The sequence below is a fragment of the Aurantiacibacter hainanensis genome, from assembly GCF_036321025.1.
In the GTDB taxonomy this organism is placed as follows: Bacteria; Pseudomonadota; Alphaproteobacteria; order Sphingomonadales; family Sphingomonadaceae; genus Alteraurantiacibacter; species Alteraurantiacibacter hainanensis.
Genome location: NZ_JAZAPB010000002.1, coordinates 919,815 through 946,500, shown reverse-complemented (window position 1 = coordinate 946,500; position 26,686 = coordinate 919,815). Strand labels below are relative to the sequence as shown.

The window sequence follows — 26,686 nt, the reverse complement described above, 5'->3', positions numbered from 1 at the left end:
CGAAACACAATCCCCTAGACGCGCGCCCACCATGACCCACCCCCTCCGTCTCGGCGTAAACATCGATCACGTCGCCACCATCCGCAACGCGCGCGGCGGCGACCACCCCGATCCCGTGCGCGCGGCGGAGATCGTGGCGCGTTGTGGCGGAGACGGCATCACCGCCCACCTTCGCGAGGATCGCCGTCATATCCGCGACGAGGACCTGCGGCGCATCCAGGATGCGACCGACCTTCCGCTGAACCTGGAAATGGCCGCGACCGAGGAAATGCTCGCCATCGCCCTCGCCCACCGGCCGCACGCCGCATGCATCGTGCCCGAGAAGCGCGAGGAGCGCACGACCGAGGGCGGACTGGATGCAGCCGGACTGCACAACCACATCGCCCCCATCGTGGGCCGTCTGATGGATGCGGGCATCCGCGTGTCGCTGTTCATCGAGGCGAGCGAGCGCCAGCTGGACGCCGCGCTGCAGCTGGGTGCGCCCGTGGTGGAATTCCACACCGGCGAATATGCCCACGCCGGGCTGGACGGCGATTCCGCCAGGGTCGAGAAGGAACTGAAACGCATTGCCGACATGGCAGCGCTCGCCGCCAAGAACGGCATCGAACCGCACGCGGGCCACGGCCTCACCTACGAGAACGTGCAGCCCATCGCCGCCATTCCGCAGCTGGCCGAGCTCAACATCGGCCACTACCTGATCGGCGAGGCGATCTTCTGCGGACTCGAACCCGCCGTGCTGAAGATGCGCGAACTGATGGATCACGCGCGATGATCATCGGCCTGGGTTCCGACCTCTGCAACATCGAGCGCATCCAGAACTCGCTCGACCGGTTCGGCGAGCGCTTCACCAATCGCGTGTTCACCGATATCGAGAACGCCAAGGCCGCCCGCCGCCCGCACACGCAGGCGGGCACCTATGCAAAGCGGTTCGCCGCGAAGGAGGCCTATTCCAAGGCGGTGGGCACCGGCTTCAAGCGCGGCGTGTTCATGAAGGACATCGGCGTCGTCAACGCTCCCAGCGGCGCTCCCACGCTGGCGCTGACCGGCGGCGCGGCGGCGCGCCTGGCGGAATTGACGCCAACAGAGCACGAGGTCTTCATTCACGTCACTCTCACGGACGATCATCCATGGGCTCAGGCTTTCGTCATCCTCGAAGCCTACCCGAAAGCCGTCCGCGCATGAGCGACAAGACGTCGAAGACCAAAAAGCCGATCGACTGGTTCGCGGAAATCCGCGGGCTGGTGGTGATGCTGCTGGCGGTCGTGGTGTTCCACACGCTTATCGCGAAGCCGTTCTACATCCCCAGCGTCTCGATGGTGCCGAACCTGATGGTGGGAGACCGCCTGGTGGTGAGCAAGTACCCCTACGGCTGGAGCTGGGTTTCGGTGGGCTTTCCGTGGCATGTCATGCCGCGCGGCGACTGGCGCATCGCGCCCGAGACGCCCGAATACGGCGACATCGTCATCGCGGTGCCACCCCACAAAGCGGAAGATTATATCAAGCGCGTGATCGCGCTGCCCGGCGATACCATCGCGCTGGTGGAAGGACAGATCATCCTGAACGGCACGCCCATCCGCCAGGAGATGGAGCCGCCCGTGCGCCTGCCGGCCGAAAACGACAACATCTGCGGCTATGGCAGCGAGTGCCTTTCCGCCTTCCTGCCCTATCTGGTCACGCTCGAAGACGGCACGCAGGTCTACGAACCGCCGACCTACCGAGAAACCCTTCCCAACGGCGCGAGTTATCTGATCATAGATCATGAGGATCAGGGCTATGACGACATGGCGGAAATCACGGTGCCCGATGGGCACGTGTTCCTGATGGGGGATAACCGGGACCATTCCGCCGACAGCCGCGCGCCGGTATTCGCCAGCGGCCTTGGCGGCCCGGTGCCGCTGGAAGACGTCGGCGGCCGCGCCGAAATCATCACCTTCTCGCTCGACGGGCGAGCCACATGGAACCCGATAACGTGGTTCCAGGCCTTGCGCGGCGATCGCGCCTGGACCAGCCTGCGTCCCGAATTGCGGGGGGAGTGAGGGGCATGGAAGAACCGGGCGGCCCGAACGACGATGGACAGATGGGCGCAAGCCCCGCGCGGATATCGTCTCCTGAACTGCGGTTCGAGGCGTGGCGCGCGTTCACCTGGACGATGGTCGTCGGACTGATCGTCCTGGCGATCTACATCTCGCAGAGCCTGCTGGTGATCTTTGGTGCCATGGTCTTTGCCACTCTCGTCGACGGCGGCGCACGCCTGCTTGGCCGTGTGCTGCATGTCGGGCGCGCATGGCGCATCGGCATCGTTCTTCTCGCTACCGTCGCTTTCCTGGTCTGGCTTTCCATGTTCGCCGGATCGCAGATCTCGCAACAGGCCGCCGAGTTCCCCACGATCGTGGAGGAACAGACCCGGGCCATATTTACCTGGATGCGCGAACAGGGCTTCGAGATCAGCATGGATACCGTGCAGTCCATGGCCAGCCAGGCGGCCAGCGGCTTCGGCACGATCACCCGCGCAGTGGGGGGATTGCTGGGCGGCCTGACAACCGCCGTGCTGATCATCATCATCGGCGTCTACGTTGCCGCCGAACCCCGGCTTTACGAACGCGGGGTCGCATGGATGATGCCCAAGGGGCGGCGCGACGAATTCTATCAAACCGCCAGCCGCATGGGTTACACCCTGCGTCGGCTGCTGTTCGGCCGACTGGTGGGCATGGTGTTCGAGGGCGTTTTCACCTACATCATGCTGATCGGTTACGGCTTCGTCACCGGGGACCAGATACCGATGGCCGCCCTGCTTGCCATCCTTACGGGGCTGCTGGCCTTCATTCCCAACGTCGGCGCGCTGGTTTCCGGCATCCTGATGGTGCTGGTCGGCTTCTCCGGCGGCGCGCAGATGGGCATCTACACCATCGTGGTCTATCTCGCCGTGCAGAACATCGACGGCTACTTCGTCATTCCGATGATCGCCCGCAAGACGGTGGACCTTGCACCCGCGCTTGTTCTGTCGATGCAGCTGATCATGGGCATCCTTTTCGGCATCCTCGGACTGCTGCTGGCCGACCCCCTTCTCGCCATGCTGAAAGTGGCGCTGGAGGAACGGGCACGCCACAAGGACGAAGAAGACGCCAGCGAACTGGACCAGACGGCAAGGCACGCCGGCGATACGCACACCCTGGAGAACGACCCTGCGTAAGTTCCTCTACACGATCGTATTCCTCATCCTGCTGGCCCTGGCGGTCCTGCTCGTGCTGCGGCTCTATGCCAACGAGCTGACCGAGATGGCGCTGGTGCCCGACGTGGAATTCACCCAGCAGGCCGCACTGGATGACAATGCATACCAGGATCCGGCCATGTGGTTCAGCCGCCCGGGCAGGGGAGCGATCAACGATCCCGCCCGCTGGCAACCGGTGGAGAACGAGGAACTATCCATGTTGCCGCCGCGGGACACGACGGCGGACGGGGACAATCCGCCTTTCGCGGTATTCTTCGTTCATCCGACAAGTTTCCTGGAGAACGATGCCTGGAACGCGCCGCTCGATCACGAGGAATCGCAGAACCGCGCGCGGCTGATGGTGCGGGGCATGGCCAGCGCCTTCAACCAGGCGAGCGAGATCTGGGTGCCGCGCTACCGCCAGGCAACCTATGGCGCCTTCCTAACGGATGCGCCCGAGGCCGGCCGTGCGCTGGACGCCGCCTACGACGATGTCGAGGCCGCGTTCGAATTCTTCGTCGATTCGATCCCGGCCGACATGCCCATCGTCCTCGCCGGACACAGCCAGGGCGGTTACCACGTGGTGCGTCTGCTGACGGACAGGCTGAAGGGCACACCGGTTATGGATCGCCTTGCGGTGGCCTATCCCATCGGCATGCCGATCTCCACCGTGACTGACCTGCCCGAACTGGGGCTGCCCGCCTGCGCCAACGCGCAGCAGGCGGGATGCGTCGCCAGCTGGGCCAGCTTTGCCGAGCCCGCCGATCCCGGCCAGTACCTGCGTCTCTATAACGAGACGCCGGGGATCGACGGTCAGCCGCGCGGCGGCACGCCGATCCTCTGCTTCAATCCGCTGACCGGCGGCCTGAACGATGGCGCGGGCGTGGAGCGCAATCTGGGCACGCTGGTGCCGGAGGACGATCTGGCGAGCGGAGAGCTGGTGTCCGGCGCCGTGCCCGCGCGCTGCGACCCTGAAACCGGCATCCTGCTGATCGGCGATCCGCCCGAACTCGGCCAGTACGTGCTGCCGGGCAACAATTACCACGTCTACGATATCCCGCTGTTCTGGCGGAACCTGCAGGCCGATGTCGTGACCCGTGTGAAGCGATGGCAGACGACGCAGCCTTCCTGACAGAAGACGCCGCCGTCTTTCGCGATGCGCTACCCGATGGCGGGGTGCTGCTGGGGCTGGACCTTGGCACCAAGACCATCGGCACCGCGATCTGCGATGCCGGGTGGAGCTTCGCCACGGCAGGCAAGACGCTGCCCAAGGGCAAGTTCACCCGCGACAAGGCGGCGCTGGAGGAGATCTGCAACGCGCGCTCCGTGGCCGGCATCGTCATCGGCCTTCCGTTGAACATGGATGGCAGCGCCGGTCCGCGCGCGCAGGCCAGCCGCGCCTTCGCCCGCAACCTGCTGGCGCTGGATCGACCCATCCTATTGTGGGACGAGCGCTGGTCCACCACCGCCGCCGAACGCGACATGATCGCTACCGATACCAGCCGCCGCAAACGCGCCGAACGCATCGACAGCCACGCCGCCGCCGTGATCCTGCAAGGGGCGATAGACCGGCTGGCGGGCGGTATCCTCTAGCGCCGCGACGCTAGGCGGCTACCAGCGCCCGTCGCCTGCGGGTGGCCTCCATCGCGATCAGGCGGCTGCCGCTTGCCTCGGCCCGCCGCCACAATTCGTCGCGCTGCGCCGCGTCCATCACGCCTGCCTGCGCCTCCAGCGCCACCAGCCGCATACGGTCGCTGGGATGCGAGCGCGCGAAGGAGTGCGCCAGATCGCGCGCTTCCTGTCCGCCCAGCCCCACGGCCACGCGCAGGAATACCTCGCTTCCGCCAGGACTGATAACCCCGGCAATCTCGTCCTTCTCGACATCGAAACGATACTGGTCGAGCAGCCCCTGCGCCCCGCTGGCGTGCATGATGTTGATCGAGACCGAGAGGCTTTCGGGCGGCAATTGCGAATGCACGTCCAGGTGAGCGCGGTAATGCATCAGCTTGCCCGGATCGAGGGTGGAGCGCTCGATGAAGCGCAGTCCGGCCTTCTCGCCGATTGCGCCCGCCACCGAGTCGTAGTCGTACTCGTAGTAGTCGCTGGCATAGCCCGGCCCGAAATAGCCTAGCGTCAGAAAATCGAAATTGTGGTCGTGCGGCAGTTCGTAGGAGAAGGCCCCCGACCCGCTGGCGCGGAACATGTGTTCGTCACGGCTCGGCCAGAAATTGGCGCGCATGAAGTACTCGCGGCCCAGTCCCGACAGCATGACGACCTGCGGACCGTAGCTGCTCGCCACTTCTGCGGCTTTCGCGCCCTGTTTCAGTTCATCGAGCATCAGGTCGCCGAGGAAATCGCGGTTGTTGCCAAGCCGGCGCAGCCATTCGGCGGCGTGGAGCAGGCTGTCCTCCTCGTAGGGCTTGAACCCTTCGCTCTCCAGCGCGGCGAGACAATCGCCAAGGTCGCAGGACGTATCGTCGCGGTAGTCGATCACGCGGGGCATCGGTCCGCCTCCACCTGTGCAAGTTGGGGATAGGTTTCGAGCAGCTGAGCGCGCAGCGCGCCTGCCGGCGCCGACAGCGGATCGTCGGAACGGCGGGCAACCCGTCCCAGCGCAAGAAAGCCGGTGGCCGTGTCCAGCGCCAGGGCCTCTCGCAGTGCCTGCCAGCGCAGCGACGTGTCACCCTCCTTTAAGGCGACGGCAGCTATGTGCGGCGCGGCATCGTCCCTGCCCATACGGCCCAGCAGTGCGATGATCGCCTCCTGCCGGCTCGTGGCGATCTTTCCGGCGCTCTGCTGCAAGAGGCGCCCCGTCGCGGCATCGTATTCGCGGCCCGGTCGCGGATCGGCCGAAGCGCGCATCAGTCGCAGGACGACGAACCGGCCTTCGACACGGTCGATAGCGAGCGCTTCGCTGCCCAGATCGAAAGCCAGGCGGTGCCCTGGGCGAAGCGACAAGCGCTCCTCGGAAAAGCTCGCGGCATCGCCGGCGTGGTCGACGATGCGGACGATGCGCGCTTCGGCCTCTCCCGCCAGCACTGCATCGAAGCGCGTCGCATCGGAAAAGACATGGGATGGATTGTCGGTCCGGCCCGGCTCGCGGGCCTGCAGCATCAGCTGCGCCCGTCCCGACTGTGCCAGCAGCAGCGAAGTGGAGGTGCCGTCGAACCCGTTGCGAAACGGCGGATGGCCAATGGGGTTCTCACCGATCGCACGGCAATAGTGGGCGGACATGAGTCCGATCAGCCGTTCGGTCTCGCCCGTTTCGGTGAAGACGCTTTCCAGGACCGGACAGTCCTCCAACGATGCGCCCCTGCCGTAGGCCTCGAGTTCGGCCTGCATTTCGCTCGCGCCGGGTTCTGCCGCCCAGGCATCGCGCGCACGCAGCATGGCGGCCTGGGCCTGGCGTTGCGGAGCCCGGTCGCTCCGCAACGCCGCGATGTCCGGATGAACCTGCATCGCGCCCGACCTCAGATGAGGCCGCCGCTGGCCGAGCCGGTGTCGTAGACCACGGTCGCGATGACGATGATGGTATCGTCATGGCCGGGGTTGCGGACCGTACCGAAGAAGGCGGTCAGCGTGTCGAGATCGGGCAGGCTCGTCAGATCGATCTTGGGCAGTTTCATGGGTCTTGGTCTCCCTGGTCTGGGAACGACAACGCGCCGTTCCTCCGGGGACTTGTGCCGAGCCAACCGGCCTGATTTAAGTTAAATCACTGTAATCGCGCCGTTTCGACTGTGCGCGCCAGGATGGCTGCCCCGTCAGGCGCGTTTCAGGATGACCACCATGCCTTGCGGCAGCGGCCCTTCGTGGGGACCGGGAAGGCGCTGCGCATCGGCCCGCGCGCGATCGAGGATCGCATCCGGCACGCCCGGCCCGACGATCAGCGCATCGGCGCTGCCCAGCAGACGCGCATGGCGGATCGTCAGGTCCTCCGGATCGTCGGATTGCAGGGTGACGGTATGAACCGAGGGAGTCTGATCGTCTCCGGCACCGTCCAGCCACGACTCCAGCCGTGCCGCCCCGCCCTCGGCCAGCGGATCAAGCGGGCCGCCCTCGCCCAGCGCCGCGTCCAGCGCGCGTCGCCGCTCGGCCATATCCGGAAACCGTGCCTTGATCCGTGCCCGCATCGTGGACAGCGCCTGCGCCAGGGTACCAAGGTCGGTGGGAAGCAGCTTTTCCAGCCGCAGACGCAACTGCTTGGCCAGTCCTGCCGAGGCTCCGCTTGTGCCCACGGCTATGAGCACGGGATCGCGCTCCAGCAGGCTGGGCGTGGTGAAATCGCACAGGTCGGGGCGGTCCACCACGTTCACCAGCAGGCCGGCGCAGCGCAGGCGAATGGCATCGCCTTCGCACATCGCGGCATCGTCGTGCGCCACGAAAGCCAGCCGTGCGCCCTCGTCCAGCCCTTCCTGCATCGCGGTGACCACGCGGCCCCCGGCCCGCTCCACCAGCCGCCGCTTGGGCTCGGCCATCGCGCCTTCTCCCAGCACGATCACCGGCTGACCGGCAATGCGATGGAATAGCGGCAGGGATCGCATCAGCGTTTCAGGAAGTCGGGCACGCGCTCGGCATCGGCGATGTCGCCGGGCGGAATGCGGTCGGCCACGGTGGCGAACTGGCTGCCGTCCACCATCACCTCGGCCACGAAGCCGCGCGAGTTGTAGCTGCTGGCCATCGTCGCGCCATAGGCACCTGCCGTGCGGAACACGGCCAGGTCGCCGGACACCAGCGCATCGGTTTCCCGGTCCGTGGCGAAGGTATCGCCCGTCTCGCAGATCGGGCCGACGATGTTGGCCATCATCCGCTCGCCGGTTGGCTTCACCGCATCGAAATCGTGCCAGGCACCGTAGAGCGCAGGCCGCGCGAGATCGTTCATGGCCGCATCGACGATGACGAAAGGATGCCTGAGACCCCGCTTCACCCGGATCACGCGGGTCAGCAGCACACCGGCATTGCCCGCGATCACCCGCCCCGGTTCGAACATCAGCGTTACGTCCCAGCCCTTCGTGACCCGTGCCACCATCGCGCCGTAGTCTGCTGGAGAGGGCGGGACCTCTCCGGCGCGGTAGGGGACGCCCAGGCCGCCGCCCAGGTCCATGTTGGTGATCTCGTGCCCCTCGCCGCGCAGCCGGGCCATCATGTCGCCCAGCTTGCCGAACGCCGATTGCAGCGGAGAGAGATCGGAAAGTTGGCTGCCGATATGCACCGCGAGGCCGCGCATGTTCAGCCCCGGCAGCGCCGAGAGCTCGGCGAACAGCGCGGGCGCGTGGCCGATGGGAACGCCGAACTTGTTGTCGGCCTTGCCGGTGGAAATCTTGTCGTGCGTTCCGGCATCGACATCGGGGTTCACGCGCAGGGCGCACTGCGCCACGACGCCGCGCTCCGCCGCGATCTGGGCCAGTTCGCGGCCTTCCTCGCCGGATTCGATGTTGAACTGCCCGATGCCCGCATCCAGCGCATCGGCCAGCTCACGCTGCGTCTTTCCCACGCCGGAAAAGACGATGTCGGCAGCGGGCATGCCTGCCGCCAGTGCGCGCGCCATCTCTCCGCCGGAAACGACATCGGCGCCGTAGCCCTCGCGCCCCAGCAGGCTGAGCACTGCGAGGTTGGGATTGGACTTTACCGCGAAGGCAATATGCGGCGGACGCTCCAGCCCGCTCAACGCCTCGCGAAAAACGCGGGCGTGGCGTTCGAACGTGGCGCGCGAATAGACGTAGACGGGTGTACCCACCTCTTCGGCGATACGCGAAAGCGGCACGTCCTCGGCGTGAAGTTCGCCGTTCTTGATCTGGAAGAAGTCCACAGCCCGCGCCTACCTGCCTTCAGGCGGGAGATCGAAAGGATCGTCTTCCCGCTCCTCGCTCTCGCGGCGCAGTTCCACGCTGCGTTCGGGCGCGGCCTGCGGATCGAGCTCGAGCAGTTCCTCGGCAGTCAGCGGCTCCTCCGCGCCATAGGGCGCAGGCGGCAGGGTTTCCCCGGGGGCCGGCTCTAGGTCCGACATTTGCGCACATGCGCCCAGCAGCAGCGCGGCAGACAGGGCTAGCCAGCGGTTCATCGATCCATCTCCAGGGCCTTTCGCGCCTCGACCACCCGCTTGCGCACTTCTTCGGGAGCGGTGCCGCCGTGCGATGTGCGCGCCGCAACCGACGCCTCGACCGACAGCGCGGTGTAGACGCGGTCGTCGATGCGATCGTCGATTGCCTTCAGCTCGTCCAGCGCGAGTTTCTCCAGAGCGACGCCCTTGCTTTCCGCCAGCTTCACCGCCGCGCCTGTGATATGATGCGCCTCGCGAAAGGGAATGTCCGCCTCGCGCACCAGCCAGTCGGCAAGGTCGGTGGCGGTGGCATAGCCCAGTTCGGCGGCCTGCCGCATGCGATCCACCTTGAAATCCGCGCCCTCGACCATGCCCGTCATGGCGGCGAGGCACAGCCGCAGCAGACCGGCGGCTTCGAACACCGGCGGCTTGTCGTCCTGCATATCCTTCGAATAGGCGAGCGGAAGGCCCTTCATCGTCACCATCAGCGCCGTCTGGCAGCCGATGATCCGCCCGGCATGACCGCGCACCAGCTCGGCCGCGTCGGGGTTCTTCTTCTGCGGCATGATGGAGGAGCCCGTGGAAAGCGCATCCGGCATGCGGACGAACCCGAAGGGCTGGCTCGCCCAGATCACGAATTCCTCGGCCAGCCGCGACAGGTGCAGCGCGCACTGACTGGCGGCGGTGAGGTAGTCGAGCGCGAAGTCGCGATCCGAAACGGCATCGAGGCTGTTGGCCGTCGTGCCATCAAAGCCAAGCGCCTGCGCGGTCATTTCCCGGTCGATGGGAAAGCCCGTACCCGCCAGCGCCGCGCTGCCGAGCGGGCAGAGGTTCAGCCGTTCGCGGGCATCGTGGAAACGCGAGATGTCGCGCGCGGCCATCTCGTAATAGGCCATCAGGTGATGCCCCAGCGTAACCGGCTGCGCAGTCTGCAGATGGGTGAAGCCGGGCATGATGGAATCGGCATGTTCGCCGGCACGCGTCACGAGAGCGCGCTGCAGGGCCATGAGCCCGGCCATCGCCTCGTCCATGGCATCGCGCACCCAAAGGCGGAAGTCGGTCGCCACCTGATCGTTGCGGCTGCGCGCGGTGTGCAGGCGACCCGCGACCGGACCGATGATCTCGGCCAGGCGCGCCTCGGTCGTCATGTGAATGTCCTCGAGGTCCCAGTCCTCGGGCACCCCGCCCTGTTCGTACTCGTCCGCGACTTTCTCGAGGCCGTCGATGATCGTCTCGGCATCGGCGTCCGTCACGATGTCGCAGGCGGCAAGCATGGCGACATGTGCCTTGCTAGCGGCTATGTCCTGCCGCCACAGTGCCTTGTCGAACGGGATACTCGCATTGATCTCGCGCATTATGGCAGAGGGGCCCTCGGCAAAACGCCCGCCCCACATCGCATTGGAGGATCCATCCTTGGCCAAGTCGCGCCTGTTCCTGTCTAGCTTTGCCGCCCTTGCAGCGGCCTCTCTTGCGGCGTGCGATAACGGTGCGGAGGAAGCCACGCAAGAAAACGTGGCCCCGTCGCAGACAAGCGAAACTATCGAACTGACGGGAACGCTGGACCGGTCCTTCACCGGCGAAGCCGTGCCGGAGGTGACCGTGGTGAACCCTGCGGGCGAGGAACTGCTGCTTTCGGCCGTGGGTGAGCCCATGCTGCTGAACCTGTGGGCGACGTGGTGCGCACCGTGCGTGGTGGAAATGCCGCTGCTCGATGAACTCGCCGCAGACCTCGAAGGGCAGGTGCGCGTGATCACCGTGAGCGAGGACATGCGCGGCGCCGAGGTGGTCGAGCCCTTCTTCGCAGAGCGCGACCTGCCCAACCTGCCGCAGTGGCTGGATCCGGATAACGAGCTTGCCTTCACCTTTGGCGGCGGGCCGGTGCTGCCGCTTACCGTGCTCTACGATGCCCAGGGCAACGAACTGTGGCGCGTAATCGGGGCCTATGACTGGGACAGCGAGGAAGCGCGCGCGCAGATTCTGGAAGCTCTTTCCGGCGAAGCGGCGGCGAGCGATTCGTAATCGGGCGCGGACAGTCCCAGTTTCTTCAGCGGTGAACCGGCAAGACCCGACAGGGTAGCGGCCTTTACGCGCGGCATCGGCGGAATGCGCGATCCGGGGGCCATGAAGAGGTCGCGGAAAATCGCCGGCCATGGCGAATCGGACTGGAACGGTGGCGTGAACCACCAGGTCATCCACTGGTAGAGCCGAACATGGCTCGCGCGCAGTTTCAGGAAATGCGCAAGTGCGGGGCCGAGCTCTTCCGCATGTGCGATGGCGCGGGCAAGGCCGAATGCATCGAGAAGCGCCATGTTGGCCCCCTGCCCCAGCTGCGGGCTGGCAGCGTGCCAGGCATCGCCGATATGCACGATGCGCTCTCCGACGGGCTGGCTGGTTGTCCGGTGGGCGTAGCGGGCAAAGGTCAGTTGCGCGGGGTCGGTGAACTGGTCGATCAGGTGTGCACATTCCGGCCACAGGGTGCACACCTCGTCACGCCAGGGCGCGAGACTGCGATCCTGCCAGGCCTCGTGATGATCTGCCTTGAGCGACCAGAAGAACGCCGCCCGCCCCTCGCCCACGGGCAGCAGGCCCACCATCTGGCGGGCGCTGGCGTAGCGCTGTTCGAGACATCCCGGACGGAAAGGACCGCTGCCGGGCCAGGCAATGGTCGCCCAGAGCGCGCCGAATGGCAGGTACGCGGCTGGCTTGGGGACCAGGCGTGAGCCGAGCCCTGCGGCGTCGATCACGAGATCGTGCGAGGGCGAATGCTCTCCATCCCGGAAGACGAGACGGCGCTTCTCGCCTTCCAGAAGTGAATCGACCACTTCATGGCCGGTGGCGATCGCAATTCCGGCCGCCTGAACCGCTTCGTAGAGAACGCCGAACAGGTCGGCACGGTGGATGCCCAGGCCAAAGGCACCGGGAATGGCGAGGTGGCGGTATTCGGCTTCCAGCACCGGCTCGCCCTCGGTGTTAAGGCCCAGCAAGGCATCGACCGGTGCACCTTTTGCCACCGCCCTCTCCGCCAGGCCCAGCGCGGCGAGCACTGCCAGCCCCGTGGGTTGCACCATCAGGCCCGAACCGACCGGGCGCGGCGCCTCGAAGCGTTCGTACAGCGTGACGTCGTGCCCCTGTCCATGCAGGAGCAGGGCGGCGGCAAGGCCCGACATGCCGCAGCCCACGATCGCAATTTCCAACCTGCGCATGTTTCCCCTTCCCACGCAGGCCAATCTTACGCTAGGGCGCGCGCGACAAGCGACTGCCTGCGGCGGTCGGCTGGTTTCAGGGCGATTAGCTCAGTTGGTAGAGCATCTCGTTTACACCGAGAGGGTCGGCAGTTCGAGCCTGTCATCGCCCACCAGTTTTTCAATGACTTAGGTGCCTAGGCGGGCAATCGAGGCTTTACTAGCAAGCCAATAGTAAGCCACGGCGTGCCCGCAGAGCCGTGTCCCATTTGCCTTGGTTTCTCGGGCGAAAATCACTGCCAGCGAAGCCATAGAAATGACGTTGATCGGCATTTTCAGGCCATTCGGATTGGAGATCGGTCGACTGTGGGGCAGCTAAGGAGCGGACTGACAGTCGACATCCACTTACGGACCTTGCCTGGCCTCGGAGGATTGCCTGTAAGCCGACTGTCTGCCGTGCCACGGTTCACACCAAAACTGGCCCTTCTGCTAGCGACCCGATTGCGGACCTTCGCCTATTTTATCTGCGGTCAAAGACTGGGCATTGCCACGACTAGTTTAGCCCTCGATTTTGCTCCCGCGGTTATCGGCTAATTGGACGATAGGCCGGCAACGATGGCGCCCATTCCCGCAGCATAAACGACGAGGACTGCAATGCTGTCATAACCCATGCGGAGCACGTGTTTGTCTCGCCTTTCGATCAGACCGATGAGGATAAAGGTGGTAAGCAGGGCGCCAAGAAGTGCTGCCGTCATCGAGTAATCTTCGACTTGCCGCAGCACTGGTTCGCCTTGGTCGAGCAGGTCGATTAGCAAGATCAGCACGACATCGAACATGTTGCCGCCAAGTATGTCTCCGATCGCCAATTCCGCTCGGCGCATCTTCACGGCTGCTATAGCCGTGCTGAGCTCTGGCAGCGAGGTGGCGAAGGCCAACAGCGTAAGTCCCACGAGCCCAGTTCCCGTACCGGTATTTTCGGCGATCCCCTCAGCACTCAGAGTCACGAGAGTTCCGCCGGCGAGGATCAGTGAAGCCATCATGACTGTGAACAGGCCAAGCCGTGCATTGGAGGCGGACAGACGCTCAAGTTCTTCGCTTTCCGACTCCGCCTCTTCGGCCGGGACCCAGCCACTGACCGCGACTTCGCGGCTCAGTTGACGGATGCACACGATGTAGGTTGCGGCAATCATTACAGGGAAGAGACCTACGCCTCCGGGCAGTGACCAGTCGCCAAGCATCACGCCGATAGCCGCGAGGATAAGCAGGACAATGCTGACAAGCGCATTGAGGATCGTGCGCGGGCCAGGGACCATGTTCGTCAGCGCCTGCTTGCCCACAAACAGGTCGGCAAGAGCGATGACCACGACCTGGAAGGCAATGCCGCCCAACATGTTGTTGATCGCCATGCCCGGATTACCCGAGAGGGTGGCAACGGTGGTGGTGGAAATTTCGGGCAACGAGGTAATCGCGCCCAATAGCAAGACGCCGATCGTAGCTTGTCCGATGCTGGTCCGCTCGGATATTTCGTCAGCATAGCGTGCCAGTCTGGTGCCGGCAAACCAGACGATGGCGGCCCCCAAGGCGAACCAGAATGCCAGGGCCGTCAATGACAATTCAGAAAAATCAGGCACGGACACTCCCTTTTATCGTAATCCACGCCGGAAGTGTGTTGTCAGTCGTGCGACAATCCCGCGATTACCCATGCTAGCGAGCAATCCATAGTTCTCCGCATCATCGGTCAGACGATGTTCGCGCCACCCGTAAGATCACACCTCCCAAAAGCCAGCAAGCGGCTACAATCCAAGCGGGGAGGCTGACATGATAAAGTGAGAAAACGAGCCCACCACCGCAGAGAATGACGAACCCGGGCAGGTAGGGCACCAAGGGCAAACGGAAGGGTCGTTCGCGATCCGGCATGGATTTGCGTAGTTTGAGCAAGCTTATTGCTACCAGTACAAAGACTAGAATGAACATGATATCAGTACTTGCGGCAATATCCTTGATCGGCAACAAAACCACCGCCGTGAGTATGATCGCGCCGCTGACGATCAAGGCGGCAACTGGCACACCTCGGAGGTTTACCTTGTTCAGGATGCCCGGCAGGTCAGCTTTGCGTCCCATGGCGAGGGCCACTCGGGTCGAGCCGTAAATCGTCGCATTAAGGGCGCTCGCGGTGCTCGCCAGTGCTGCTATCAATAATATCTCGGTCCCATATGGCATTACCTCTCCTGCCGTTTTGACCAGTCCAAGCTCCTCGAGTGTCGCCAGGTAGTCATAAGCAGTCGTGTCGGAGGGATGGTCCACGTTCGCCAGCAAGACGGTAGCCGTCAAAACATATATCGTAACGACGGTCGCAATACTGATTCCGATAGCGCGCGGAATCATTTTGGAAGGATTCTTGGCTTCTTCGCTGCTCTGGACGATGATCTCAAAGCCCTCGAAGGCAATGAACGTCAGCCCCATCGCCGCGAAGAGCCCCAACGGACCTTCAGGAAAGAATGGCGTAAATGCTTCCGTTGGGGCGGGTTGATCAAGCATGGCGCTGACACCGAAACCGATGAATAAGGCTATGACGGCGACTTGGAGTCCGGCCATCAGGATTTGCGCCAAGCTCGAGTTCTTCGTGCTGACGAGATTAACCGCGATGAACAGGAGCAGGACTATCGCTGCCATAAGCGTCGGATCGACGCCACCGCCAATTCCAAGTTCAGAGATCAATTCCGAGGCGAAGGAACCGAAGGAAGCCGCGTAAAAGCTGCAAGCCACCAGTTGCGCGAACCAGCTGCACCAGCCCGTAAAAAAGGCCCAGCGGTTCCCTAGTGCGGGGCGAGCCCAGACATAGGCCCCGCCGGTCTTCGGCATCATCGTCGCGAGTTCAGCATAGCAACCTCCGATGATGAGTGCGATGACTCCATTCAAGAGGAATGCTAGCAATAAAGCGGGTCCGGCTTCTCCAGCAGCAATGCCGGTCAGGACGAATACACCCGCCCCCACCATTGCTCCGATGCCGAGTGCGGCGATCGAAATGAGGCCCATGCTGCGCTTGAGCGAGTGGGATTCTCGAGAAGTTCTCTCTTCTTGATTCATGGAATCAAGATCGATCCGCCGAGCATGTGACTGGCTATAGGCTCCATGCAATAGGTCTCAATTGTTCCCGGTCAGCAAACCGATGAAATCGAAATTCTTTGCTCTAGTGTGTCGGTCTCAGTTGAGCCCGCAGAGCACCTTGAGGGTCTTGGACGGTATGGACCTGGACGTAGAACAGGTTGGGATCTGCAAATATCTCATCAGCCAATGCGGCATCAGTCGGCACACAGCCTTCGCTATGTAATGGACTAGGTTCCCGCAGGGGCACGACGACGGGCCCGGTTTGATCAGGCCCCCCGCGGTGTATGTGAGCAGCAGTTGCATTCGTTATGCTTGTGACACCTAGCTCATAGCAAAGACTACTGGTGTCTCGATCAAACCAGAGAGCAAATTGCCCACTTCCGTCAGGATCACCCTGTTCTGGTTGAACGGCGGCTCCGCTTAATTCTCCAACGAGCGAAGTGCCCGTTTCAGAAATGGTGTCCATTTGCGTTTCGCTGGTTGCGCACGCAGCCAGAGCGAGAACAGGCGTGATGCAGAAAATAGTACGCAAGGCATTATTCACTTGCCGGTCTCCATGGGACAAAGTCGCCAAGAAAGACAATGCCGGTCGTGAAGCCGAGTGTCTGGTCAACGGTCCGCACGACATCCTGCTTGCAAAGCTGCCCCCCTGTGCGTTCCACCACCAAAACATCGCGACTATCCAGCGACCGCGGGTTTTCTGGTCTTGCGACGTAGACCGTTTCTCCCGCATCATAGACAACGGCGGTTTCATCGATGACCTGTAGACGATCACCAAGGGTTGCCGGGATGCAGCTTTGCGGCTCACCAGGGGTTTTGCCTTCCAGCATTTCGGCGAGGCGAGCTTCACCTTCAAGCGAAGTCCGGTCGGTCCCGGTATGCGTACAGCTTGCGGCCAGCATCATCCCAAACGTGATAATGGATTTCTTGAAGATGCCATTCTCTTGCAAATTCATGTCGGCTCCTTTCTCGAGAGGGAGCGCCCTCGATGATCTCTCGATGTCGTTCGGATAACTCGATAGGTCTTGTTACTCGGCCATGTCCGTCGTTCGCTCGATTACGTCAGTCCTGTTCTCCAGACGATCGGCCTCTTCTTCAGCATGGTCGGTTGCGATCTCGACTGCGGGAAGGTCTGCGACATCGGCTCGTCTTTCCAGAACGTCAGTGCGATCCTCGAGATTATCCAACCTAGCCTCAAGGACATCCGCGGCGTCCTCGGTGATGACATCACCACTCTCCGTGACAACTGCGCCTTCTTCGTATGGATCTTCTCCGCAACCAGCACTGAGCAAGCCAAGAGTTACGGCGGTCGTTACAGCTATGATTTTCATTTTCACCTTCTCCCCTGGAATGGTTGTGCGGAATCTATGAGTGTCCTCCGAAAAAGTTCCGCGCCGAAGTCACGCTAACAAATGTTAGGCCCCTGTTTTCGCTCGGATAATTCGGAACCCAAAGCAGTTTCGAGCCAACGCTTTCCACCTATGAGTAGCTCTAGTAGCAGGCAAGATAATGCCTGGTCTTTGAGCCGATAACCCTCATCTGTGGTCAATCGCGCATAAATGGCAGCGTCGCGTGGTCGAAAGACGGGCGTGTCGGTGTCGAGTTTTCAGAACCTGTCGCGGGCAAGACGCTCACTGACTCATTTCAGAATAGGCTGAGGGTATCGGCACCCAAGAATTATCGGATGAACTCCTACTTGGAGCAACATGAAGGCTAGTTAAGTCTCCCCGCTTAAGAAGGCTGCGGGCGCTTTCACCAATGGCGTCTGGGTCCGCTTTCCACCCACTAGCGGCCACCCTCCCCGAACCTTGACCTTGCGGAGAGCTGACAGTCTATTGTCGATCAAGGTGTCGGTATACGCTGGCGCGACCAATCCCTAGCTCCTTGGCGATTGCTGCTGGGCGCATTCCCTGTTCGTGAAGACGCCGCACCTTAGCGCTATCGATTGACGGCTTCCGACCTTTATATACGCCAGCTGCTTTGGCCTTAGCGATGCCTTCCATTTGGCGCTCCTTGCGAATGTCGGCTTCAAACGCCGCCACAGCTCCAAGGATCGCCAACATCAACCTTCCTGTAGAGCTGTCAGTGTCGACACCTCCTTGCTGCAAACAGCGGAAGGCCACGCCTTTCTGCTGTAACTGCTCGATGACATGAAACAGATCGCTTACGGATCGCGCCAGCCTGTCCAGGCGGGTTACAATAAGTGTGTCACCCTCCCGCACGAAGTCGAGTGCCTCGGCCAGTTGGATACGAGCCTTCGCAGATAGGCCGGATTTCTTCTCGGCGAAGACCTTTTCGCATCCTGCTTCCTTCAAAGCCTCACGTTGAATGTCCAGACTTTGGCCAACCGAACTTACCCGCGCATATCCCACCAACATCACAAACTCCGTCTCATTAGGGTCTAGAGGTTGCGCACCTAGGTCGTCTTAGTTTTTCGGTCAACCCTATTGAGACGCTTCTGGCGTCTCATGCCATCGTCTCGGTCGGGTTTACCTTATTGAGACACCCGCAGACAAGCCTTCTTGAGCGAAACGTCGGCGGCTTGCTGTCACGAAGCCTGTCGTTGTCCCATCTCGATAGCGATCATGTGAACGGCGTTGACCGCCTGCTATTGTCGACGCGGGTCAATGAGGTGGTTTTGCCTTATCTCAACGATCTCGACCGCCTTATTGCTGCTGCCCTTGATGATGCCAGCGGAGCGTTGTCGGGGGACTTCCTAACTTTCCTGAATGACCCTGAAGCTTGGTTCGGTGCACGCGGCGTTGCGCAAGTGACCTATATCATGCCTCGCGATGATGATGACGAAGGAGGCGGGCCCGAAGTACCGCGCTTTGACGGGGGTGGCGAGGGACCAATAATGAGCAAGTGGTCTCATGCCGACAGGGAGGATGCCCAATCAGCGACAGATCGTAACGCAGTCCGCAGAAGGCCTGTCGTTCAAAAATTCGATACCAGTGCGACGCTCTATCTTTCCGCTGCGAGCGCCATGCTTGACTGGTTGCTCCTCCCGTATGCTCACCGCCCTTCCGATTTGAGGCTGAAGGCATTCCGGACGGCGATGTACCGCAAGTTTGGCCCGAAGTATCGCCTACGCCTAAAGGCCATGCTCAACGATGTTGAGGTGCGAAAGCAGGTCCGAGAGTGTTACGATCTTATCTGGTCAGACCATAATCTAGTTTCGATGGCGCTATATGCCGGACCATCCGATTCCTCTGAGTGGAGTGGTGAGTGTTGGCATCCGCCCGGCTGGTGGCGTGACGCGGATCGGGTAGTCGGTTGGCTCGGGACCGGCGACATGCATCTGAACGTCGCGCGCCGACGCAATGCGATGCTTCGACATTACCAGAACGTCCTAGATGAAGTGAACGTTCTGATGCTGCCGCACCACGGATCGCATCGGAATTTTCATGCGTCGCTACCGTCGATGATGCCCAGTTCGACACAGTGTGTCGCAGCCGCTGGCCCAAACGGATACGGCCATCCGAATCGCGGCGTGCGCGACCTTGTTCAATCGGCAGGCCGCGAGTTTGTGCATGTGACTGATCGGGGCCAGTCTGTCCTGCAATGGAGGCACAGAGTTTAATGCCCCAACGTACCGCACTATGGACCGTCTCCGATCAGCCGTCCTCGCTTCCTGAAGCGACATTCCCCTCCGAGCGCCTGCTTGAGGATATGATCATTGCTGCCCCGCGTATTCTCTCCGACGAATGGATGCTTATCGGGCGTCAGGAGCGGACAGTGACAGGAAGGCTCGACCTTCTGGCCGTTGCCCCAGATGGTGCGCTCGTTCTCATCGAACTCAAGCGCGATCGGACGCCCCGGGAGGTGGTAGCTCAGGCGCTAGACTATGCATGCTGGGTCGAAGATCTGGAAGCTGATGACATCGCCGCGATCTATGATCGCTTCGCACCGGGCCGGGACCTGGCGGCCGATTTTCGAGTTCGCTTCGGACAAGCTCTGGATGAGGACGAACTGAACCAAAGCCATCAAGTGGTCATCGTCGCAACGCATCTCGACGAGAGCAGTGAGAGGATCGTGCGCTATCTCGGTGACAAGGGGATCGCCATCAATGTTCTTTGCTTTCAGGTGTTCGATCACGGCGGGCAGCACCTGCTGAGCAGAACTTGGCTCGTCGATCCGGTCCAGACGCAGGTTAGCGCTTCTACGCCGACTTCGCATGGGGCTCGAGAACGCGAGCCTTGGAATGGGCAGTTCTATGCATGTTTTGGACACAGCGAGTCACGCGATTGGTCTGAAGGACGCAAGTATGGCTTCATCAGTGGAGGCGGCGGTACGTGGTATAGCAACACGCTCAACTTGCTCTCGCCAGGCGACCAAGTCTGGGTGAAGGCGCCTGGCTACGGATTCGTGGGAGTGGGCGAAGTTATCGGTCCACGCGAGCCGATTACCGAGTTCAAAATTGAAGGTGACGGTGTGGAGCGTCCCGCGGCGGAGATCTTACGTGGTGGTACATACCATCGAGAGGCGATCGACGACCCAGAACGAATGGAGTATTTCGTTCCTATCAAATGGCTACATTCCGTACCAATCGAAGCGGCTGTCAACGAAATCGGCATGTTCGGAAACCAGAACACGGTCTGCAAGCCAACCACGCCAAAATGGCGGACCACGGTCGATAGACTGCGAGAGCGCTGGAAGGTGCAGGGTTGAGGCAAGTCCGCTCTTAAATTGAGTGTTTCGCTCAGTGATTAGAACCGAGCTCAAGCCTCCGATCCGGCGCCGCTTCATGGCCCCCTCCCCTTTGTACGACGGGGTTTAATCCAACCTAATTCGCACCGTACTAGGGCTTGACCTCTACCTAATCCGATCTCGTTGCAATCCCGTACTTTTTGAATTTCGAGAATGGGAGAATTGCGACATTTTTGCATGTTTAGAACGAAGGGGACCATTCCCGCTGCTACTCAATTTGACTGGATCTTGCCTTTCGCGCTCTCCCGTTCTGAAAAGTCAGATTTTCTCAGTTCACGCGCCAAATATATCACTTTCGAACCGATCTGCACCGTAGTCACTTCTGGGCTTTTAAAAGGATCTAACTTTCAGTCGTTGTCTACACTTGGCCCAAAGACGCAACATGCTCGTTCCAGGCCAGCAGAGCGGCCCGCTTCTCCTCGAGGTAGTCATACCTCTGATAACGCTGACCTGCCCCAAGCATTTTTGTGCGACCTTGCACTACCTCAATCATGTCAGAACCGATGCCCAGACGTTGTAGCCCTGTTGCGACCGTGCGACGAAGGTTATGGAGGGTCCAATCAGGCAGCTGTGAACCGCTAAGCTCTGTAATCTTTGCATCCAATTTTTTCTTAAGCTTGCTATGATTGCCGAGCGGGTTCTCGCCGCTCACGCTGAAAACGTAATCGCCCAAACGTGGCGTTTCTCCCAACAGCTCAACCATGCTGGCCGACAAGGGTATGAGATTATTCCGGCCAGATTTGGTCCGCTCCTTCGGAACTTCGATTACCGCTCGCTCCAGATCGACTTCCTTCCATCGCAGACCACCAATTTCCCCACGTCGTTGCCCGGTAAGGATCAGCATCTTCACCAAGCCACTGTACGGATGAGTTTGCATTTCATTCGCTGCCTCCCATACTTGGGCCAGTTCAGCGTCATCCAACACTCGCTCTCGTCCAGCAGATGGCTTGGGACGTGGCACACGATCCATTGGACTGCGTTCGATGTCGCCTCTATCTTCCGCCCAACGAAACATCTTTCCGACAACCTCCGCTGCCTTTCGGGCAGTCGCCTGCTGATCCCACAGCTTATCAATGAACGCCGTGCAATCGGCCTTCGTAATTTCGCGAATATCCCGCTTCCCAAAGTACGGCTTTGCGTGCCGATCAATTACCGACTGAGCGCGCTTGTACGAGCCCTGCCAGTTCTCTTTCAGGTATCGGTCAGCAAATCGGTCGACATAAGCGTTGAACGAATAGTCAGCTGTCTCATTCCTCCGCCGCCGCTTCTCAGCGTTGGGATCAAAGTTCTGACTCGCTAGCAACAGCTTTTGAGAAGCTTCCTTCCTGGCGGTGTCGGCGGTCCATGGCGCGCCGTGCCGCCCGATTGTGTACTGTTCAGACTTCCTACGCCCAGGTAGGCGATAGCGAACTAGATAAGTTTTCCGCCCTTTGGGTGTCACCTTCACTCCAAAGCCCTTCAGACTTTCATCCCACCAGAAGGCGTCCTTCTCACCTGCTTCAAGGCCATCTACGGCAGTCTTGTTGATCCGGATCTCCGCCATCTCGCGCCTCTTTCTAGTAAGCCAATAGTAAGCCACTTCTAGGCAACGCCGTCCAACAGCGGAATAGGGCATCTGCTTGAGGCTGTTGAAAAACAACCGTTATATGAGACTACGGGCAACGCGAGGATGCCCCAAGAAACCTAGAGCATCTCGTTTACACCGAGAGGGTCGGCAGTTCGAGCCTGTCATCGCCCACCAGTTTCAGACTGCGGAAGAGCGCGGTTTTCAGCCAATGAACGACAGTTTAGAAAACCAGGCCAAGGCGCCCAGCTGGAGCTGTGTACACACCGTGTATTTGCAGACCTCTCCACGAGCTGCGCCCTAGATCCGCGCAAGTGTCTCCGCTCACGCCCTCTTCCAAGATATTGAGGCCAAGTTCCTGTTTTCCGAAAGCGGACATTCTCCGTGGCTAGGTCGAGCCTATGCCCGCGCGATTAATCGTCCAATAGACGCTTATCTGCCAACACGGCTTCCAGTGCTACAAGCCAGCTTTCAAAGTAGCCTCGCGTTGGTTTTAGCGGATTTTCCCTTTCCGCCTCGGCAACAGCCGCGATCAGTTCTTTTTGAAAGTCAGCCCAGGCGAACCGCCCTTGTTCTGCAAGGCTGACTGCCATTGCGAAAGCACGCCTTTCCCAATCGTCATGGAAAACCAGTTCGCCGCTCTTTCGCGGAAGTGCTGGCTGGCCCTGCATTTCTGCGATTTCCGGCTTAGCGACTCTCTCCTTACTCACGCTGGCTCAATCTTCCTGACACCGATCATGGCGTCTCGATGGACAAGTTGCGCAAGTTCCTGTTCCGTCAAGTCTTCAGTTCCTGCAGGCCTCTCCGGAAGGACGAGATACCGCATTTCGGAACTGCTGTCCCACACCCTTACCTCGACATCGTCACCGATCTCTGTCCCAAAGTCGGTGAGAACACTCCTCGGATCTACGACCACCCGCGATCTATAGGCGGCATCCTTGTACCATGCCGGTGGCAGTCCGAGCACCGGCCAAGGATAGCAGGAGCACAAGGTGCACACGACGAGGTTGTGGACCTCGGGCGTATTTTCGCAAACGACCAGATGTTCGCCCTGAAGTCCGCCGAAGCCGAGTTCGGCAATGGCAGCGCTGCCGTCCTGCAGGAGGCGTTGTTTAAAATCGGGATCGGTCCAAGCCTTGGCGACCACCTTGGCGCCATTCAGGGGGCCAAGGTCATTCTCATAGATATCGATCACCCGATCGAGCGCGCCCTTGTCGAACAAGCCCTTCTCGATCAGTAGCGCTTCGATCCGGGCAACCTTTTGTTCGAGTGCTTTATTCTCTTCTGCGCTGCGCTCGTTGGTGTGATAGGGGTTGGGCGGCGCAGCGTGTGCATGGCCATGGTCGTGATGATCGTTGCTCATATCAGGCAACTCCTTCGTCCGGCTCCTGGAGATAGGACTCCCAGAGATCAAGGTAGACACAATCGCGCCGGGACACATTATCGCCCCACAGGTCCTTTGCCTCGAAACGAACGGTGTAAAGCGGTTGGGGACATTCGCCTCGATCGTGAGCGGCAGTATCGGGGAAGGCGTGGCACTCGCGATAAGCGACAATCGTGCCCGGCTTTCCCCTTGCGTACCGCGGCAGGCGCGTGTGCCCCTTGACCTCCATGTTCCTGGCAAGGACACGAGCACCCACAGCAAATGCGGGTGGTTGCTCGCAAGGCCGGATCGCTGGCATGCCGACGCGTACGAGGTCTTCAATCATGGTCGCATCGGGGGGCGGATGCGGGAGTTTCGCAGGGCCATCGGCTATTCCACTCTCGAGTTCTTCAGCCGAGACGTAACCGAGTTCCTCGCATAGCGTCACAATTCCATGCAGCCAGTGTTCGTAATAGCTAGTCGTAAGGTAGTGGATTGCATCCATCCTCTCGATCACATGGCGCGCTCTGTCCACCGGCCCGACGAAGGCAAGGCCAGCCATGTTCATCCCGAAGACACGACGCTCCCAATCATGATGGAATACCGGCTCGTCGGGCTCCGACCTGACAGCCCCGAAATTCGTGATGCCGCCAAGGTCGTGGATGCCGTCCATTGCCGCCCTCCTTCCCCCGCCAGATCAAACGGTTTGATCAACTTGCAGGCTGAATGTGTCGCATTGCCGCCAGCTTAGCTGAACAATCGAAACCAGCAAGTTTCGCGCCGGTCCGCTGAAGCGCGGGGCGGATCACCGAACGTCGCAACCTCTCAGCATTCAATCTCTTCCGTCATCGACCAAGCTCGCCGGAAGGAGAGATTCATCCTCGTTTGCAGCAGCTGCGCACAGAAAGTACGGGTGCCCCGCGCAAATTGAAGAACCCCTAGTTACTAACGCCGCAGTCGCCCCCCGCGGCACATTCCCAAATTGCCTGATTGGCGGCATCGATGTCGCCTGCATCGCCGCCATACGATATATTGCCCTGTGTCGAATAGTTCGTTTCCTGGATAAACGTCTCGTCCTGATTGCGGGCAGCTGCGGCCCCGATAGCTCCGATGGCAATTGGCACCCCCAATGAGAGGCCTCGCGCTATCGCGGGCCCAAGGGGTGGACCTACACCATGCTCTCTAGAGACGAGCTCAACCTCGTCCGCCTGAGTCACGTCATAGGTGCTGACGACGGTGACACTCGGTGCGCCGCCTTGCGGGTCTCCGGCAATGGTGACGACGTCCTGCAAGACCGCACCGTTCACCAATGTATAAGGCGAAAGAACGTGATTGGCAGGCGTGGCGCATCCTATCGATAATAGAGCTGTCCCGGACACAGCGGCTACTCGCAGTAAGAGCATCGATCTAATCCTTTCAGCGTGCTCGTCGGTCCCCTTGAAACTCAATTACTCGGCGTGCACTCAGCACCGTCGCCGCAAATCACAGTCACAGCATCGATGTCTGCGTCCCCTGCAGCTTCGTTTTCTGCATTCTGGTAAGAAATGCGTATTTCATCGGCCAATTGCGAAAGACCGCTTCGTCCCGAAAGTTCTGCATTCGCAGGCCTTATGATGCGAACAGATCTGAAAGAGGCGTCTTCCCCGAAATTCCCAAAGAAAGAGTCCATGCTGCTCTCTCTCCAGGCCGCAAATTCGTCGATGGTAGCAAAGACAAGCAGGCCGCTGACTTCACCTGTCTCCCCATCCTCCAACCCAAGCCTGGCGACATTGGGTTGGGTCGCAGACTGCGTGGCCGCAGAAAGCATGCCAGACGAAAGCGTGGTGTTTTGCATTTCGAAACGCATGAGGATCGCAGCCTCTTGCTGGATGGATGCGGCAGCGTCGGGTGAGGCATGGTGCATGCACCCGGCCGAGAGCAAAACTGCAAGAGCCGTCACGGAAGCGCGCATCAAAATCACGACAAAGAACTCGGTAAATTCAGCAGTTGGAATGAATCTAACGGAGGTGCAGAAGAGCGGTTCCCCATGCCTTTTGAGCCAGAAACCCAAGCATGCGCCTTGCCAACATCTATTGGCTAATCGCAAAAATACCGATTGTTGGCGCATGTCTTTGCATCGCTCCCTCAGCGTCCGCAATTAGGCGCCAAGTTGTCCGGCCTTTGTGTGCGGTTCACATGACCGCTGGCCTTGATGCCTTTCGCTTGGTTCAGGTCCCCACCAATTCCCCGCATATGAAAGTGCTTGGGTCGTTCGGCTTATCACGCTCCGGCAGTTTCAACCGGCCTGTTGCGTCAAATCACGCGCCCTTTCCAACTTCGCTGACGCTAGCGGGCGCGTGTCATCAGGCTGCCTGCATCTCGCGATAGCTCTCGCTTGTTATCATCATGATCCAGATGATCCTGGCATTCTCGTTAGCCCGGGCCACCACGGCAACCCTGGGCTTCTTGCGCGCCAGCAGCTCTGTCAGCGGGCGTCGCTTCGCGCTGCTTCAATGGGCATGGCACGACCGTCGTCGCGCCCACCACATGCTCAGGCATGCTGATCCCGCACGAGCAACCTATCGAGGCGCGAGCAGGACTGCTTCCGAGTATAGCAGGTGTATGTCTTCTGGTCGGGCAAGGTCCGTCCCTTGCGTTCGCACCGCTGCGGCTCCGGCTGCAAGCCCGAAACGGAAAGCATCGCCAAGGTCGTTATTGGCGGCGAGCGCATGGAGAGTTGCCGCCAGAAAGCTGTCGCCGGCTCCCACGGCACTTGCGGCCTTTACCCGGATTGCCGGAAGTCGCAGATTGCCGGAGGCATTCGCCAGCAGAGCGCCATCGCTGCCCATCGTGACCGCCACGTGTTCGGCCTGGCCGCTCTGCACGATCCCTTGCGCCGCCTCGGCTATTGCGTGCTCGTCGACCAGCTCATGACCGACAAGGGCGCTCAGTTCACTGATGCTAGGCTTCACCAGATAAACACCGCCGCCCGCCAGCCCCTGCGCCAGCGCGGCCCCCGAACTGTCCAGCACCATGCGGATATCGCGTTCAGCGGCGGCTGCTGCGACCATGGCGTAGAAATCCTGCGGAACGCCTCGCGGCAATGAACCGCTGGCCACGAGGTAATCGCAATCCGCCTGCGCCAGCAGATCGAGGCAGCGCTGCCACTCGGCCGGCTGGATGACAGGGCCGTCGGTGACGAAGCGATATTGCTCTTCGGTGGTGTTCTCGAAGATGGAGGTGCTGACCCGCGTTTCACCCTCGATCGAAACACGGGTGCGGACGATCTGGTGCAGGTCCAGCAACTCATCCAGCGCTGCCCCGGCCGCTCCTCCCGCCAGGTAGAAGCATCGGGCATTGCCGCCCAGGCGTACAAACACCCGCGCGACATTGATGCCGCCGCCGCCGGGATCGTGGCGTTCGTGGCTGCCTCTGATCTTGTGGGTGGAATGCACACTGTCGACTTCGAAGGAAATGTCGATAGTGGGGTTCATCGTCAGGGTTGCGATGCTACTCATACGTTCGCCTCTGCTGT

At 61.1% G+C, this 26,686-nt stretch carries 29 protein-coding genes and 1 tRNA gene; 10 read left to right on the top strand and 20 right to left on the bottom strand.

What is annotated here, in order from left to right:
* Positions 1-31 precede the first annotated feature (31 nt).
* Genes AAA989_RS11860 through ruvX form a run of 6 tightly spaced genes read left to right on the top strand, consistent with a single transcriptional unit; the run spans position 32 to position 4,801 of the window.
* Complete coding sequence (locus tag AAA989_RS11860; protein WP_338243821.1) at positions 32-772, top strand: pyridoxine 5'-phosphate synthase; 741 nt, start codon at positions 32-34, stop codon at positions 770-772.
* The gene (gene acpS, locus AAA989_RS11855) at positions 769-1,182 is read left to right on the top strand and encodes a holo-ACP synthase (RefSeq protein ID WP_338243819.1); all 414 of its coding nucleotides are present in this window, start codon (positions 769-771) and stop codon (positions 1,180-1,182) included. Before AAA989_RS11860 ends, acpS begins: the two co-directional genes overlap by 4 nt.
* Positions 1,179-2,036, top strand: coding sequence for a signal peptidase I (gene lepB / locus AAA989_RS11850; protein WP_338243817.1), 858 nt, complete (start codon positions 1,179-1,181; stop codon positions 2,034-2,036). Before acpS ends, lepB begins: the two co-directional genes overlap by 4 nt.
* Before the next feature lie 5 nt (positions 2,037-2,041).
* A complete protein-coding gene (locus AAA989_RS11845; RefSeq protein WP_338243815.1) occupies positions 2,042-3,190 on the top strand; it encodes an AI-2E family transporter in 1,149 nt (382 codons plus the stop codon).
* A 52-nt stretch (positions 3,191-3,242) separates the two neighbouring features.
* Positions 3,243-4,340: a DUF3089 domain-containing protein gene (locus AAA989_RS11840; protein ID WP_338243813.1), complete on the top strand. Its 1,098-nt coding sequence runs from the start codon at positions 3,243-3,245 to the stop codon at positions 4,338-4,340.
* Positions 4,316-4,801, top strand: coding sequence for a Holliday junction resolvase RuvX (gene ruvX, locus AAA989_RS11835; protein WP_338243811.1), 486 nt, complete (start codon positions 4,316-4,318; stop codon positions 4,799-4,801). The genes AAA989_RS11840 and ruvX overlap by 25 nt, the downstream gene beginning before the upstream one ends.
* A 10-nt stretch (positions 4,802-4,811) precedes the next feature.
* Here the strand turns inward: ruvX and AAA989_RS11830 are convergent, their stop codons facing one another.
* The 7 genes from AAA989_RS11830 to argH form a co-directional block, all read right to left on the bottom strand.
* Positions 4,812-5,711 (bottom strand): transposase, encoded by a 900-nt coding sequence (locus AAA989_RS11830; protein ID WP_338243810.1) that lies wholly within the window; start codon positions 5,709-5,711, stop codon positions 4,812-4,814.
* Positions 5,699-6,667 carry a hypothetical protein gene (locus tag AAA989_RS11825; protein WP_338243808.1) on the bottom strand — a complete coding sequence of 323 codons (969 nt, stop codon included), beginning with the start codon at positions 6,665-6,667 and terminating at the stop codon, positions 5,699-5,701. Before AAA989_RS11825 ends, AAA989_RS11830 begins: the two co-directional genes overlap by 13 nt.
* A gap of 11 nt (positions 6,668-6,678) precedes the next feature.
* A complete protein-coding gene (locus tag AAA989_RS11820) occupies positions 6,679-6,834 on the bottom strand; it encodes a hypothetical protein (RefSeq protein WP_338243806.1) in 156 nt (51 codons plus the stop codon).
* Positions 6,835-6,969: 135 nt separating this feature from the next.
* Positions 6,970-7,749, bottom strand: coding sequence for a precorrin-2 dehydrogenase/sirohydrochlorin ferrochelatase family protein (locus tag AAA989_RS11815; RefSeq protein ID WP_338243804.1), 780 nt, complete (start codon positions 7,747-7,749; stop codon positions 6,970-6,972).
* Positions 7,749-9,014, bottom strand: coding sequence for a diaminopimelate decarboxylase (lysA, locus tag AAA989_RS11810; protein WP_338243802.1), 1,266 nt, complete (start codon positions 9,012-9,014; stop codon positions 7,749-7,751). Before lysA ends, AAA989_RS11815 begins: the two co-directional genes overlap by 1 nt.
* Positions 9,015-9,023: 9 nt before the next feature.
* Positions 9,024-9,266, bottom strand: coding sequence for a hypothetical protein (locus AAA989_RS11805; RefSeq protein ID WP_338243800.1), 243 nt, complete (start codon positions 9,264-9,266; stop codon positions 9,024-9,026).
* Positions 9,263-10,639: an argininosuccinate lyase gene (gene argH / locus AAA989_RS11800; RefSeq protein ID WP_338245519.1), complete on the bottom strand. Its 1,377-nt coding sequence runs from the start codon at positions 10,637-10,639 to the stop codon at positions 9,263-9,265. Before argH ends, AAA989_RS11805 begins: the two co-directional genes overlap by 4 nt.
* 19 nt (positions 10,640-10,658) lie before the next feature.
* On the opposite strand from argH, the gene AAA989_RS11795 reads away from it, so the two are divergent.
* Entirely contained in the window at positions 10,659-11,264 is a 606-nt protein-coding gene (locus tag AAA989_RS11795; protein ID WP_338243798.1) for a TlpA family protein disulfide reductase, read from the top strand.
* Here AAA989_RS11795 and AAA989_RS11790 read toward each other — a convergent pair.
* Entirely contained in the window at positions 11,186-12,448 is a 1,263-nt protein-coding gene (locus tag AAA989_RS11790) for an FAD-dependent oxidoreductase (RefSeq protein WP_338243797.1), read from the bottom strand. The genes AAA989_RS11795 and AAA989_RS11790 overlap by 79 nt on opposite strands.
* A 79-nt stretch (positions 12,449-12,527) precedes the next feature.
* Here AAA989_RS11790 and AAA989_RS11785 point away from each other — a divergent pair.
* Positions 12,528-12,603, top strand: a tRNA-Val gene (locus AAA989_RS11785).
* Positions 12,604-13,017: 414 nt separating this feature from the next.
* Here the strand turns inward: AAA989_RS11785 and AAA989_RS11780 are convergent.
* From AAA989_RS11780 to AAA989_RS11760, 6 genes are all read right to left on the bottom strand, one after another.
* A complete protein-coding gene (locus AAA989_RS11780) occupies positions 13,018-14,058 on the bottom strand; it encodes a sodium:calcium antiporter (RefSeq protein WP_338243795.1) in 1,041 nt (346 codons plus the stop codon).
* A gap of 100 nt (positions 14,059-14,158) precedes the next feature.
* Entirely contained in the window at positions 14,159-15,514 is a 1,356-nt protein-coding gene (locus tag AAA989_RS11775; protein ID WP_338243793.1) for an APC family permease, read from the bottom strand.
* Between the two features lie 103 nt (positions 15,515-15,617).
* Positions 15,618-16,001 (bottom strand): CHRD domain-containing protein, encoded by a 384-nt coding sequence (locus AAA989_RS16430; protein WP_353527209.1) that lies wholly within the window; start codon positions 15,999-16,001, stop codon positions 15,618-15,620.
* Positions 16,002-16,071: 70 nt separating this feature from the next.
* Entirely contained in the window at positions 16,072-16,491 is a 420-nt protein-coding gene (locus AAA989_RS11770) for a hypothetical protein (RefSeq protein WP_338243791.1), read from the bottom strand.
* Positions 16,492-16,563: 72 nt separating this feature from the next.
* Positions 16,564-16,866 (bottom strand): hypothetical protein, encoded by a 303-nt coding sequence (locus tag AAA989_RS11765; RefSeq protein ID WP_338243789.1) that lies wholly within the window; start codon positions 16,864-16,866, stop codon positions 16,564-16,566.
* Positions 16,867-17,367: 501 nt separating this feature from the next.
* Positions 17,368-17,913: a recombinase family protein gene (locus AAA989_RS11760; RefSeq protein WP_338243788.1), complete on the bottom strand. Its 546-nt coding sequence runs from the start codon at positions 17,911-17,913 to the stop codon at positions 17,368-17,370.
* Positions 17,914-18,098: 185 nt separating this feature from the next.
* On the opposite strand from AAA989_RS11760, the gene AAA989_RS11755 reads away from it, so the two are divergent.
* Together AAA989_RS11755 and AAA989_RS11750 are read left to right on the top strand one after the other, a co-directional pair.
* On the top strand, positions 18,099-19,118 hold the full coding sequence (locus AAA989_RS11755) for a ComEC/Rec2 family competence protein (RefSeq protein WP_338243786.1): 1,020 nt from the start codon (positions 18,099-18,101) through the stop codon (positions 19,116-19,118).
* The gene (locus AAA989_RS11750) at positions 19,100-20,206 is read left to right on the top strand and encodes an endonuclease NucS domain-containing protein (RefSeq protein WP_338243784.1); all 1,107 of its coding nucleotides are present in this window, start codon (positions 19,100-19,102) and stop codon (positions 20,204-20,206) included. Before AAA989_RS11755 ends, AAA989_RS11750 begins: the two co-directional genes overlap by 19 nt.
* Positions 20,207-20,603: 397 nt before the next feature.
* Here AAA989_RS11750 and AAA989_RS11745 read toward each other — a convergent pair whose 3' ends face one another.
* The 6 genes from AAA989_RS11745 to AAA989_RS11720 form a co-directional block, all read right to left on the bottom strand.
* A complete protein-coding gene (locus AAA989_RS11745; protein ID WP_338243782.1) occupies positions 20,604-21,788 on the bottom strand; it encodes a tyrosine-type recombinase/integrase in 1,185 nt (394 codons plus the stop codon).
* A 434-nt stretch (positions 21,789-22,222) separates the two neighbouring features.
* Positions 22,223-22,519 carry a nitrile hydratase accessory protein gene (locus tag AAA989_RS11740; RefSeq protein ID WP_338243780.1) on the bottom strand — a complete coding sequence of 99 codons (297 nt, stop codon included), beginning with the start codon at positions 22,517-22,519 and terminating at the stop codon, positions 22,223-22,225.
* Positions 22,516-23,172 carry a nitrile hydratase subunit alpha gene (nthA, locus tag AAA989_RS11735; protein ID WP_338243778.1) on the bottom strand — a complete coding sequence of 219 codons (657 nt, stop codon included), beginning with the start codon at positions 23,170-23,172 and terminating at the stop codon, positions 22,516-22,518. Before nthA ends, AAA989_RS11740 begins: the two co-directional genes overlap by 4 nt.
* Position 23,173: 1 nt before the next feature.
* Entirely contained in the window at positions 23,174-23,845 is a 672-nt protein-coding gene (nthB, locus tag AAA989_RS11730) for a nitrile hydratase subunit beta (RefSeq protein WP_338243777.1), read from the bottom strand.
* A 771-nt stretch (positions 23,846-24,616) separates the two neighbouring features.
* Positions 24,617-25,222 (bottom strand): hypothetical protein, encoded by a 606-nt coding sequence (locus tag AAA989_RS11725; protein WP_338243775.1) that lies wholly within the window; start codon positions 25,220-25,222, stop codon positions 24,617-24,619.
* 508 nt (positions 25,223-25,730) lie between these two features.
* The gene (locus tag AAA989_RS11720; protein WP_338243773.1) at positions 25,731-26,669 is read right to left on the bottom strand and encodes a 1-phosphofructokinase family hexose kinase; all 939 of its coding nucleotides are present in this window, start codon (positions 26,667-26,669) and stop codon (positions 25,731-25,733) included.
* Between the last annotated feature and the right edge of the window lie 17 nt (positions 26,670-26,686).